Consider the following 12,767-nt stretch of genomic DNA (forward strand, 5'->3'; position numbering starts at 1 on the left):
TATGAAAAGTAAGGCATTTATTTTATCTATATTTGCATATTTTCTAATTGCGTTTTCTTCGTATGCTAATATGTTTGATTGGAATGCAAAAAAGGTCGTTGATGCTAGCACTACTGCATGCAACTGTAATCAAGGACTTGCCGATTTAGTGGAAGAACTCATTCCTGCGGTTGTAAATATTTCAAGCGAACAAATCATCAAACAAGAAAATAACAGCAGAACTAGAGTTCCATCTATGCCAGGAAATAATTTTTTTGATGATTTTAGAGAATTTTTTGAGCATTTTGATCAGTTTTTTATGGATAGGGGCCCTAGTGTTAACAAAGAGGTGGTGTTGCTTGGTTCTGGGTTTATTATAGATAAAGGTGGAACTATAGTAACCAATTATCACGTTATTAAAAACGCCAAAGATATCACAGTTACTATGAACGATAATACTTATTTCAAAGCAGAAGTTTTAGGCTATGATGCAAGAACTGATCTTGCTGTGCTTAAGATTAATTCTGATAAAGATCTTTCTTCTGTTGCATTTGGTGATTCTGATAAAGCAAGGGTTGGTGATACGGTTATGGCAATAGGTAACCCATTTGGTTTGGGTGGCTCTGTAAGCACAGGAATTATATCTGCAAGGTCCAGGGACATTAGTATTGGCACTATGAATGAATTTATTCAAACTGATGCTGCAATTAATAGGGGTAATTCTGGAGGACCGTTATTTGATTTAAATGGAAAAGTTATAGGTATTAATACTGCTATCTATTCTCCATCTGAGTCTGGCGGCAACGTGGGTATAGGTTTTGCCATACCATCTAATTTAGCTATGTCAATTATTGACACATTAAAAAGTGGCAAAAAAATAAAACATGGTTGGCTTGGTGTGCAAGTTCAGCCTATAACGAAAGAATTTGCTGAGTCCTTGGGTTTAAAAGATATAAAAGGCGCATTGGTTGCAAGTATAGTAAAGGATAGTCCTGCAGAAAAAGGTGGGATTAAAGTAGGTGATATATTATTAGAATTTGACGGTAAAAAAATCGATAGAATGACACAATTACCTCAAATGGTTTCAAGAGCTGGACCTGAGAAAAAAGTGCAAGTTAAGTTACTTAGAAAGAGCAAAGAGGTTAATATTAAAGTTGTGATCGGAGAATCTACAAATGATGGCCAAGATAACAATCAAGAAGAAAATAAATCAACATCTGATTATGTAACCGGTTTAACTGTTTCAAATCTGCCAAAAGAATCAAAAGAAAGTAAAAATAATGTACCTACAAAAGGTGTGATAGTTACCAATGTAGATAGTAACAGTAATGCCACGTTGCGTGGTATTAAAAAAGGAGACATTATTATCCAATTAGATGGAACCGATATAGAAAATACTAATGATTTTCAAAAACAAGTTGATTCAGCAGTAAAGAAAAACGGTAAAGATTCAATAATGTTGCTCATTTACCGCAATGGAAATCAATTCTTTACTTCGATAAAGTTGAAGAAATAGCACTCGTAGGTTATTTACTAAATTAGCAGCATTGTAAGCCTGTCACTGTAACACCTCAATCTTACAAGACAAATCAAAACTATTAAAGTCTACATTCCATTCACTAAAATACACATATGGATAATATAAATTTTCTAAAATTCATTGAACTGTGCTTTCAAACAGTGGTGCCGGGATGTGAGTATAATGATTATCAGTACATAAAAGTCATAGCAGACAGGCTGGAAGCAGCGAATGCTGGCGAAGTAAGGCGCATAATATTCAATATGCCTCCGCGTTCAATGAAGTCCATATGTATGAGTGTTGCGTGGCCCGCATGGATACTGGGAAATCAGCCAACTGCAAGAATAATAGTTGCAAGTTATTCTAAGTTGCTTAGTGAAAAACATTCGCTTGATACCAGGTGCATAATGCAATCTGATTGGTATAAAGAACTATTTCCAGAGGTAGAACTATCCAAAGACCAGAACACTAAATATAAATTCCAAACAGTGCAGAGAGGATACAGAATCGCAACATCAGTTGGAGGAACATTAACCGGTGAAGGTGGTGACTCTATTATTGTGGATGATCCGCTTAACCCTGCTCAAGCTTTGAGTGAAACATTTAGAAAACGTGCCACAAACTGGTTCGATCAGACTTTAGTAACGAGACTCAACGATAGAAAAAAAGGAGTAATTGTGCTTGTGATGCATAGGCTCCACCTGGAAGACTTAACTGGGCACCTCTTATCTAAGCCAAAAAACATATGGCATCACATTTGTTTGCCAATGATTTCTGAAAATAAGGAGGTTATTTATTCAATTAATAACCATACTGGTGTCATTCCAACCCCCCCTCCTGTCATCCCAGTGCCCAGACACTTGTATCTGGGATCTCGTTCCTTAACTTTATAGTGTAAATTATTTCAAATTGTGTCTAGCTGCAAGTATAATAATTTCCATTTATAGATAAAGTATGTTGCAAATGTTATGCCAAAGAGTATAATAAAATCTATATCAAATACTTTACAAGAAAAAGTGGTGATAGAGGCAAAAGCAAATATTAATAAGGATAATTTAAGAAAAGCGCATGCTAGAGTTTGAAGAAGCAGTAAAAATAAAAAATATTATTGAAAGGTTAAATAGCACATAATATAATATATATATAGTGTAAAAATGTAAATAATTTTATTGACATCTTTACATTAATAGTTCTTAAATATTTAGTACTGTAGAATTAAATTATTAAGTTTTATGAAGGAAGTAAAAATGGTGGAAAGCTTTTCAGGTAACAACAAAGGCAGTAATTTTATTGAGGAGGCAAAAATAATGGAAAATTTTTCAGATAATAACGGAAACGGTAGCTCAATCTTCCAAGGAAAAATCAGGGAGCAAGATTTCTCTGCAGAGCAGAAGCTAAATGAACTAAAAGCAGCCATAGAGGCGCTCACCAGACAAGATTTGCTCAGAAGGCTCGAGTGTGAGCGTCAGGCTTCTAGTTGTATCGATGAAATATCATCTCAAGCAGAGCTACATATCGGAGAAGGTGATGTTGAGGATTACTTCACTGGTGAAAAAGGAAGAGTACTCGGAGATTTCTGGAATTTCTTTGAATCTCTCTTCAACCTTTTTGAAGTAGATGTAGATGATCCGAAAATCTACCAAATGCTCAAGGAGAAGAAAGAAAAAAATTGGCTTCTTTCGATAATTAAATTTATGCGTGACAAGCTTAAGGAGTTAATCAAGAAGATTTTTGCACGCGATTTAAGTTTCAATCAGAAGTTGGACAAAGAGATAAAAGAATTGCAGGAGAAATTAGGCAGTGGTGAGTTATCAGAAGAAGAGTTTGCAAGGGCGTTAGAAAGATTAACTGCATTGCAAGATCTGAAACTCAGGTTACAAATGGCCGTTGTCGGATGGATTGTTACAATGTTCGCAGAGATGTTTGGAGTTGAGTTGGCGGCTGCGGTAGAGGCATCTACAGAAAAAGAAGATAAAAAAGCAGAAAAAACATCATTAAAGGAAGAAAATAAAGAAGTTTGCGAAAACGTAGAAATAAAAGTGGATGAAAGAGAAAAGCCTAAAGTGCCAGTTTTCCTTTTTGAAGTTTCACCAGGATTTGTAAGACCGGTTGTTCTGAGCAAACCAGAACTTGAAATTGCGTCAGATCCTTTGAAACATCTATTGCGTCTTACTGAGCTTGAAAGAAAATCTCATGAAAATTCACAAAAACAAAAAGTGGAAGAAGAGAAAAAAGCGAAGCCGGAGGAACCGAAGAAAGAGGTGTGTCCACCGAAACTTCCAGACAAGAAGCCTGTGGCAAGTGGGATAAAAATTAATTTTAATAAAATAAAGAATATTGGTTTCCGAGAAAGGGATGCGAATACTAGTGTTAATGGAAGAGGAACCACGCCACCCACTAATGGACAAGGAAACAAGCTTGATAATGGGAAGAAAAACGAGTCTGCTAGTTATGCAGCAAGCCGTCTGAATGGTAATGTTAATAAGAAAGAAGCGGATAACCTTTACACCGAACTTGCAAAAGAACTTGCCAATTTTAAAATAGGTGTTTGGAATGGTGCTGAGAATGAAGGTTCTGTGAATGATGCTCAATCACCAAGAGGATTGACTAATGATGTAAAAGTTGAGAAATGTGTAGAAGGTCAATCAGTAGGAAAGACATAATCGTGAAGGTAGTTAGATCCCAGTGTCTGGGCACTGGGATGACACCCTCTTGGATGGAAACCAGCGTCAGCTACTTGGATGACGCCTCACCATGTCATTCCAGTGCGTGACGCTGGAATCCAGGAGTATAAAAATGACGAATAAAATTTATACTAAAAAATATAAAAAAAGTGCTTGCACTACAATTTATTTTTAGTATATTAGTTACATAATATTTTTACTTAGGGGTCAATATGTATAGTAATAATGATAAAAAAGATAGCGATAAAGGGTTTACTCCAAGCAGCAGGTATGAAAAGTATAGCGGTTCTAATCCGGTAATGCTTGAGGCACGTGAAAGACAGAGACGTGAAAGTAGCAAGCCTGGCTCGCAAATGGAGAGTAGTAGCTCTACTAGCGCTGGCAGTAGTAAAGGTAAAAGTAAGTAATGTTGTTTCATCACAATTTTAGTAGGGGGAGTTATGGGTAATTCTACAAAAGAGCTAGTTAACGCATTTAACTTAAATAATTATGGTATTGATAAGGTCAATACTAATTTTACTGTAGAAGGTCAAAAGATTGTTGGTTTATTTGCTAGTGGTACTAATACAAAAGAATATCTGCGAAGAATAGGAGAGGAGATAATAAAGCAGCACTACAGTGATGGAACTGAGGTAGCAAGTGAATATTATAACTTAAACTATTTTCCATTTATTCTAGATCCTACTCCTGATAAAGAGGATTTAGGTAATGGCATAGTGAAAGTAAAGCTTGCAGATTCTACAGATAATGGAGTAATTCGTAACTTGAAGGTTCATTTTGCTAATGAGTTTGAGGGGGCTGTGAGATCTAAAGTGGCTGCACTTCTACAAGAATTAGTAGGAATAACGAAGGAACAAGCATATGAATGGGTCAATGGAACTGTTGGAACAGGAGCGATAGGTAGTCCTTATCTATACTGTATAGCTTTTAGCAACGAGTACCTCGAAAAAAGGTATAATCCGAGGATTTTTGAGCTATTGAAGAGTCTTTATATCAGTGAATTTAACTCAAGATTAGAGGCGTGTGGTCTTAAGAGTTCAGACTTTTATGAATATAAAGATGGTATGTTATACATTAAAAATGTGAGTGATAAGGTAGTCAGGAGTGTAACAGAATATGTTAAAGGGCGAGTAGCGCTTGATTTTAGAACTCCAGGCAGCGTAGAGTCTAAAGTTGAAAATTGTAAAAATGTTTTGAGTGAACTAATTCTTAAAGCGACAGGAAAGTTTGTTGACGGGTATGATTATGATGACTTTACAAACAAAAACAAAATAAAGAATGGGCATAGTTTTGCTCTTATACCTTTTATAGAAGAGAATGGTCAGTTGAAATCTTTAAGTTCTAGGGATGTAAGGAACATTAATAGAGTATTTAATAAAGAAATACCTAATGGTTTTATAAATGATAATTTTATAAGTGATATTAGAGGCAAAACTGCAAATCCACAATTTGCTAATTGTAAAGAGCCAGTTTATGCTTTCTCTAATAAACAGATTGCTCTTTTACTTCCTAAAATTATGCAGTCTCCAATTGCATATAATGAAATAAACGGACGTTTTGAATTTGCAGTTAATCTTGAGAATTTTAGAAGTCGGCATGGGTTATTATCGCCTGAGCCACCAAGAACACCGCCCAACCAAAGGAAAAAAGATACAGACAGTGGTTATGATAGTAATTCACCTCCGAAACCTAAGGATTCTGGTTCTTCAAGTGGTGGTCCAAGTTCTGGCTTAACTGAATTGTCATCACCGAAACAGGAGTTTCCCAAGCGAAGTCGTGGTGAAGGGTTAGAGAGTCCTTCCAGGCAAGGATCAGAAAGAGAGGGAGGAAAAGGGGGGCTGTTTCAGTTGGTGCCGGGGAAAATAGATTCAAGTCAATCCACTGGTGATCAATCACAGCTATCTTTGAGTAGATCATCATCGATTTCTTCTCCTATAGCATGGGATGATTCAACATTCTTAAATCCTGAGGTTTCTAATGAGGAACCTAAAAAACAGCAAGTTACTAAGGAAAAGGAAGAAGAAAAGTTGTTTAAAGCATTGCTTTATTGGTTTAACTTAAATAATTATGCTTTGGATCCTCCTCATACTAACTTTATTGTAAAAAATGGGAAGATTGCTAGTTTAATTGATGATAGTGTTGATGTAAAAGAGTATTTAGAGGAGATAATAGATAAAACGAAAGAAGAGTATCGTGTCAATAAGGAAGAAGCCTATGATCTCAATGAGTTTCCATTTCAATTTCTTTCTAATTGTGAGAAAAACCAAGAAACAACAGTTGTTGCTAATATAAGTCGTGGTGCCTTACTTAACTTAAAAGAACTTTTTAGTCGGGAGCATGAGGGAAAAGTAGAAATAAAAGATATCGACATTAACATCGTCGAAAAGGCAGTGAAATCTGAAAAGGACAAATGGGTAAATTTTCAGGTGCAAGAACATGGGTTATCCCCTAAAAAAGCAATTAAAACCTGTTATCCCGATGAAAGCGTATTAGAATATATTTCAATTACAAAAGACAAAGGTGGATACTGGATTAACCGTGATTATGATGGTTCGGAAGTAGAGTCGTTTAGGAAAGAGCAATGGCCTGCTAAAGGTACGTCAAAAGCTGAAAAGATGAAGTCCGAAGATAATAAAGACAGCGGTATCTCTTCAGCGGAGGCGACTGATGCTGAAAACGTAAGCTCTAAAGCTGAGGCAACAACAAGTGGTTATGAGTCTATGGATTGTGAGAATACTAGAGGAGGATCGCCAAAACGTACTCTAGAGTTGAGTGTGGGAATGGAAGAATTGACAATATCCACAGACCTGTATGCCACTAAGGCCGAGCAGCACTCTCCCATAAAAAAATTTAGAAGCAATTGATCTAATCCACCGCTCTCAGCCACCTAAGCGTTTTATTAGGGTTAGGGCAAAGTCCCTGACCCTAAAGGCACTGGTGTTAGTTTTTCTCATCCATTGCAGATATTGCGCGGTACTAAATGTTTAAAAAGTATTAATATAAAGATATCAATAAAATTATTTACATTTTTATACTATGCACATTACATCATGTGTTATTTAACCTTACAATAATTTTTTTATTCTTGCTGCTTCTTCAAATTCTAAATTTTCAGCATGCTCTATCATTTGCTTTCTCAAATCATCCTTATTAGTATTTACTTTCGGTTCTGCTATTGCCCTCTCCTGTAAGGTGTTTGATATAGGTTTTATTATAGTCTTTGGGACAATATTGTGCAATATATTATGTTCTTCTTGTTTTTTTCTTCTTCTTTCGGTCTCTCTTAATGCACGGTCCAGAGAACCAGTGATTTTATCTGCATACAAAATTACTCTACCTTCAGCATTACGCGCAGCACGACCAATCGTTTGAATTAATGAAGTTTCCGATCGCAAAAATCCTTCTTTATCAGCATCCAAAATTGCAACCAACCCACACTCTGGAATATCAAGACCTTCCCTCAGCAAGTTAACACCTACTAAAACATCGATTTCTTTAGATCTCAATTTGTATATAATTTCTATTCTCTCCAGCGCACCAATATCAGAATGCAAATAACTCACTTTCATATTCAATTCACTCATATATTCAGCTAAATTTTCAGCCATTTTTTTCGTCAATGTAGTGATTAAAACACAAAATCCCTTCCCTATTGTCACTTGTGCCTCATGAATTACATCATCAATTTGACTCTCTATTGGTTTTACAATGCAGATTGGGTCTGTAAGCCCTGTTGGACGGATAACTTGCTCTATAAATACATTATTGGTCTTTGCCAACTCATACTTTCCGGGAGTGGCTGAAATGTAAACAGTCTGCGGCCTAACTCCCTCCCACTCTTCAAATTTTAATGGACGATTATCAAAAGCGGAAGGGAGCCTGAAGCCATAGTCGATCAATTTCTTTTTACGCGCCTCATTACCACTGTACATCGCACCAACCTGAGGAACGGTGACATGACTCTCATCAACAAATAAAATTACGTCTTTGGGTAAATATTCAAACAAAGTAGGTGGTGGATCCCCAGCTTCCATTCCATAGAGATAACGCGAATAATTTTCAATACCTTTACATATTCCTGTTGTTCTCATCATTTCGATATCAAAATTAGTGCGTTGCTCGAGGCGCTTTGCTTCAACAATCTTGTTTTGCGAGTAGTAATAATCCAAGCGTTCATGCAGCTCTTTTTTGACTAGTTCAATTGCCTGCAACAAAGCCTCACGTGGGGTTATGTAATAGCTATTTGGAAAAATGGTGATTTTATTTACGCCTTTGGTAACATTGCCCGTTATAGCATCAACTTCAGAAATTTCTTCTATTTCATCGCCAAATAACGATAAACGCCAAGCTTTATTTTCATAATGGGAAGGAAATATATCAACAATATCGCCGCGCACTCTGAAATATCCTCTCTCAAACCTGGCATCAGAGCGCTTGTATTGAAGATCAGTTAAGTTGCTCAGGAAATCATTAATACGAATTTTATTTCCAACACTAAGCGGTATGATCATGCTGCGGTAGCTCTCAGGCGAACCAAGACCGTATATGCAGGAAACACTGGCAACTACGATCGTATCCCTGCGCTCCAAAAGGGAGCAGACGGTGGAATAACGCAGCATCTCAATTCTTTCGTTAATTGCAGAATCTTTTTCGATATAAGTATCAGTTTGTGGTAAATAGGCTTCAGGTTGATAATAATCATAATAAGAAATGAAGTATTCAACAGCATTATGGGGAAACAATCCTTTCATTTCCTCATAAAGCTGTGCTGCTAAAGTTTTATTGTGTGCCATAATTAATGCAGGCCTGTTTGTCCTTGCAATAACATTTGCCATAGTAAAAGTTTTCCCAGAACCAGTAACTCCAAGCAAAACCTGATCTCTTTTATTGCTATTTAGCCCTGCAATTAAGCTATCGATTGCCTGTGGTTGATCCCCAGCCGGTTGAAAATGTGTAGCGATTTGAAATTCCATAGACTTTACTTACTATCTTTGATTCATTGCATAGTGAACACTATATTGCTTTTAAGATAAGTTGTATAGCTATCGTAAAGCCATAAAACATTAACCAACAATGTCATGCAAGTAGCTGACACTGGAATCTTGTTTCAATGTTAAACAAAATACCATAGAATTCAAGAAGACAATTCCTAAAAAATCCCTACATCCAAAAAAAGGCAAAATGCTGCTTGAATAAGCTAAATTTTTTTAGATGCAAAAACAATAAAACATAGTTGATACTAAATTATAGTACTCCTATGACAACGTTACAAAAATTAAGGAAATGGATAGCTCTGATCAATTGGAATAGTATTTTCAGGTACCGGTGGTCAATATGACATTTTTAAAATAAAGATTTAGAACCTGTTTAAAATCTTCTCAATAGAAGAGAAATGAAGGAAAGAACGACCATTTGTAGGCTAGTGTTAAGTTTTCGCTCGCAATTTTTCCACAATCGTCTGCATTTTTCTAACCAAGCGAAAGATCGCTCTACAACCCATCTTTGTGGCAATACAGCAAAGGAATGTAATTCACTTCGTTTTATTACTTCTACAGTTGCTCCAATAATCGTTTTTATTTTAGTTGCAAAATTTTCTCCTGTATAACCTGCATCGACCAGTATATTTTTAACTTCCGAGAGGTTTTCTTTTGCGCTTTCAACCATTCTCACAGCACTGCTAACCCCAGTTGTAAATTAGAAAAAATAGAAAAGGTAAGGAAATAGGGTAAACTCCGAGGTATTTGATATTCATTCCTAAAATAGGAGGTTACCAATGAAAGAGAAAGTAACAGAAATCTTTTGTATAGTCGATGATTTTTGCAATACAGTCGATGAAAATTTTGCAGAAAAACTTCTACCAAGTGGCAAAAAACCAACCAGGACGCCAGAGATTACGCATTCAGAGATTTTTACCATAATATTGCTATATCAAGTGCGACAATTTTAAAATTTTCTATGTGCATTATTTGAAATTATTATACGAATCAGCGTTTCCAAAATTGCCATCCTATAGTAGGTTTATCAGGTTAAAATCGTGGGTTTTATGGTATTTAGCGCTCTTAATGCAATGGTTTTGCGAACAGTCAAAAGTGACAGGGATTTCGTACATAATCTATCGCTGTTTGCCATCCAAAAAGGACCTCGAGAAACAAAGTTTTCAAAGGGTTGGCAAAGATTGGAAAGACTACTTATGGGTGGTTTTTCGGTACATCTAGTAATCAATGAAACTGGCGAAATTCAAGGGGTTACGGTGATAAAAGGCAACGTTGATACCTGTGCCAAATTTAACTAAGAAATTGACTGGATTATTGTTTGGAGATAAAGGATATATCAAAAAAGATCTTTTTCACGAATTATTCGATAGAGGGTTAAAGCTTGTAACCAGTATAAAAAAGGGTATGAAAAACTCATTAATGGCGCTAAATGAGAAGATTTTGTTAAGAAAAAGATCGATTATTGAGACAGTTTTTGGCTCTCTGAAAAACAAATTTGAGATTGAGCATACTCGCCATAGATCACCGATAAATTTTTTGGTACACATTTTTTCTACGCTTGTTTCATATTCCATGCAGCCGCTGCATTTCTAAGCTTTACTTCGTTGGCTAATCCGCAACTGGGGTATATAGGGTTGACACCAAGGCAATATTCTTCTGGAGAAGTTGATCGGCATGGCAGCATATCAAAGATGGGACCAGCGGAATGTAGAAGTATGTTATATGAAGCTGCACAAACAATGCTTACAGTTACCAAGAGGACATTTAAATTAAAAAACTGGGGTTGCGAAGAAAAAAGGAATGAAAAAAGCAATTGTAGCAGTAGCAAGAAAATTAGCTGTAATTATGCATAGGATGTTGGTTGATAAAACAGAATTTTATTATCAATAAACATCAAAAGAGCATAGGACAATAATTTTATTGAAAATAAAGATAGCAATGCCGATGGAAGGGACAAGCAAGAACTTAGTTAGACTTCGTGGTAAACATGTTGCCGTCCACTTCCGCCTAACAAGTATGATGCGGCTTGACAAATTTATTGTCATCTCAGACCGCGGAGAGAACCATATGCTACTTTTAACTTATGTAAAATTACCAAGGATTATGGAGAAGATATGCTGTTTTGATTTGTGTGAAAATTATTGTTGACTTATGTGCAATTAGAGAACCTAAGTCACTTTAGCTATATATAAAAGGTTTAAGTGGTTGTATTGATGTATCTTTGTATTAAAAAACACCCAATAAGCAGAGTTGTAAGTGGAATAAACCACAAAATGTAAGTGCTAGGTGGTACGATTATAATTGAATTGCCGTAAGAATTTTTTAACTCTGAGATTATCTCTTCATCTGTGTATCCATCATTGATTTTTTTACGAATTGCTTCTCGCATATCATACGCGATCTGAGATCCAGATTCAGACAATGATTCGCCAGAACATATTGGACACCTTATTATTTCAAATAAACTGGTTGCTCGTTTTTCCATGCTTTTATCTCTGAGTTTATTATCCAGAGTAAAAGCGTTTACGCCTGAGTGGAATATCAATATGAAAAGTAAGCTAATTACTATTCTCATTCTTGGTTAATTGGATTATTTTACTGAGTTGGTTCATAAAATCAGTGATGGATAACTTTCCAATAAAGCTTGACCCTACATCATCATCGTACTTTATTGAAAATTGAACGCTGTCATCAGTTGTTTTTTCTGATAAGAAAGACATTAATTTTTCAAACGCATCTGAAGTTTTTGAGTCACCAATCATAAACGAGATTAATTCTTTATAATTTGATATAGCCACGTTGATTTTGTCTTTAAATGAAGACGTAACCAAATTATAATTTTGCACTCCACCATCTGCAGCAAGAGAAAAATTATTACTTTGAATTAAAAATTTCTCTATGTTGAAATTAACTCTGGAAGCTGAGATGTGGTTTACAAATTCGTAATCAAATTTAGTGTCGATACTAAGGTAACTTTCAGGACTTGCAGTATTTTTATACCGATAAGTATAAAAATCAAATCCTAGTTTAGTATTTCCACTTGGTTCTTTATCGAGGTGAAATTGAATGTAATTACTTTTATCATTCACTTCAGTTATAACACTTTGCTGATTTTCTGAAACATCACATTTTAATCCATAATCTTCGTAACGAAGTGTATCTATATAGTCTATCACGCTGTTGAATCGCAATGAAGATGGTAAATCGTTTAGTCTAACAACAAAGTGGCTGCTATCGTTTGTGTGGCATTTTATATTCTTTTTCTCATCACCATGAACAGCAATATTGACTTCATTGCTTGGTATGTAGATATATACTGATTTATCAAACAATCTATTTTTTATCAATAAAGCATCAGATGAGATGGTTAATTGCTCATTGGAAAATTTTGGGTTTGTCACACGAAAAATTAGGTTAGAAGGAAATCCACTAAAATCATGTGAAATATCAAATTTTTCGTCGTTAATGTATAGTATTGTTTCAGCTAAAAGATTTTTTACCTTACATGCAGAAAAATACCAAAAACCACTATACGCTACAGGAATAAACAAAAGTAAAGAGATGATAATATAGATAAAAATCTTACGCATA

8 protein-coding genes and 3 pseudogenes are annotated in these 12,767 nt (G+C 35.5%); 7 read left to right on the forward strand and 4 right to left on the reverse strand.

Annotation, left to right across the window (positions count from 1 at the left end; all coding sequences use genetic code 11):
• Position 1 precedes the first annotated feature (1 nt).
• The 5 genes and pseudogenes from ACICPZ_RS00735 to ACICPZ_RS00755 all read left to right on the forward strand — a co-directional run bounded on the left by ACICPZ_RS00735 (position 2) and on the right by ACICPZ_RS00755 (position 7,046).
• Positions 2-1,495 (forward strand): DegQ family serine endoprotease, encoded by a 1,494-nt coding sequence (locus ACICPZ_RS00735; protein WP_010962868.1) that lies wholly within the window; start codon positions 2-4, stop codon positions 1,493-1,495.
• A gap of 116 nt (positions 1,496-1,611) precedes the next feature.
• Positions 1,612-2,349 (forward strand): annotated as a pseudogene (locus ACICPZ_RS00740) (hypothetical protein); the annotation flags it as partial.
• A gap of 396 nt (positions 2,350-2,745) precedes the next feature.
• Entirely contained in the window at positions 2,746-4,161 is a 1,416-nt protein-coding gene (locus ACICPZ_RS00745) for a hypothetical protein (RefSeq protein ID WP_353272161.1), read from the forward strand.
• A gap of 233 nt (positions 4,162-4,394) precedes the next feature.
• Complete coding sequence (locus ACICPZ_RS00750) at positions 4,395-4,589, forward strand: hypothetical protein (protein ID WP_010962871.1); 195 nt, start codon at positions 4,395-4,397, stop codon at positions 4,587-4,589.
• 33 nt (positions 4,590-4,622) lie between these two features.
• Complete coding sequence (locus ACICPZ_RS00755; protein ID WP_395462128.1) at positions 4,623-7,046, forward strand: hypothetical protein; 2,424 nt, start codon at positions 4,623-4,625, stop codon at positions 7,044-7,046.
• Between the two features lie 201 nt (positions 7,047-7,247).
• Here the strand turns inward: ACICPZ_RS00755 and uvrB are convergent, their stop codons facing one another.
• Positions 7,248-9,155 carry an excinuclease ABC subunit UvrB gene (gene uvrB / locus ACICPZ_RS00760; protein ID WP_264373705.1) on the reverse strand — a complete coding sequence of 636 codons (1,908 nt, stop codon included), beginning with the start codon at positions 9,153-9,155 and terminating at the stop codon, positions 7,248-7,250.
• Between the two features lie 394 nt (positions 9,156-9,549).
• A pseudogene (locus ACICPZ_RS00765) lies at positions 9,550-9,870 on the reverse strand (transposase); the annotation flags it as partial.
• 85 nt (positions 9,871-9,955) lie between these two features.
• On the opposite strand from ACICPZ_RS00765, the pseudogene ACICPZ_RS00770 reads away from it, so the two are divergent.
• Together ACICPZ_RS00770 and ACICPZ_RS00775 are read left to right on the forward strand one after the other, a co-directional pair.
• Positions 9,956-10,769 (forward strand): annotated as a pseudogene (locus ACICPZ_RS00770) (IS982 family transposase).
• 11 nt (positions 10,770-10,780) lie between these two features.
• Positions 10,781-11,029 carry a transposase gene (locus tag ACICPZ_RS00775; RefSeq protein WP_182309100.1) on the forward strand — a complete coding sequence of 83 codons (249 nt, stop codon included), beginning with the start codon at positions 10,781-10,783 and terminating at the stop codon, positions 11,027-11,029.
• Between the two features lie 344 nt (positions 11,030-11,373).
• Here the strand turns inward: ACICPZ_RS00775 and ACICPZ_RS00780 are convergent, their stop codons facing one another.
• Positions 11,374-11,751 (reverse strand): cytochrome c-type biogenesis protein CcmH, encoded by a 378-nt coding sequence (locus ACICPZ_RS00780; protein WP_010962876.1) that lies wholly within the window; start codon positions 11,749-11,751, stop codon positions 11,374-11,376.
• Positions 11,735-12,766, reverse strand: a complete 1,032-nt coding sequence (locus ACICPZ_RS00785; protein WP_264329647.1) for a hypothetical protein — start codon at positions 12,764-12,766, stop codon at positions 11,735-11,737. Before ACICPZ_RS00785 ends, ACICPZ_RS00780 begins: the two co-directional genes overlap by 17 nt.
• Position 12,767 lies beyond the last annotated feature (1 nt).

The organism is Wolbachia endosymbiont (group A) of Melitta haemorrhoidalis (assembly GCF_964273365.1).
Lineage (GTDB): Bacteria > Pseudomonadota > Alphaproteobacteria > Rickettsiales > Anaplasmataceae > Wolbachia > Wolbachia pipientis.

Excerpts from the sequence above, each read along its gene's own strand:
- ACICPZ_RS00735 (WP_010962868.1), top strand. The coding sequence starts at position 2 with ATGAAAAGTAAGGCATTTATTTTATCTATATTTGCATATTTTCTAATT.
- ACICPZ_RS00745 (WP_353272161.1), top strand. The coding sequence starts at position 2,746 with ATGGTGGAAAGCTTTTCAGGTAACAACAAAGGCAGTAATTTTATTGAG.
- ACICPZ_RS00750 (WP_010962871.1), top strand. The coding sequence starts at position 4,395 with ATGTATAGTAATAATGATAAAAAAGATAGCGATAAAGGGTTTACTCCA.
- ACICPZ_RS00755 (WP_395462128.1), top strand. The coding sequence starts at position 4,623 with ATGGGTAATTCTACAAAAGAGCTAGTTAACGCATTTAACTTAAATAAT.
- uvrB (WP_264373705.1), bottom strand. The coding sequence starts at position 9,155 with ATGGAATTTCAAATCGCTACACATTTTCAACCGGCTGGGGATCAACCA.
- ACICPZ_RS00780 (WP_010962876.1), bottom strand. The coding sequence starts at position 11,751 with ATGAGAATAGTAATTAGCTTACTTTTCATATTGATATTCCACTCAGGC.
- ACICPZ_RS00785 (WP_264329647.1), bottom strand. The coding sequence starts at position 12,766 with ATGCGTAAGATTTTTATCTATATTATCATCTCTTTACTTTTGTTTATT.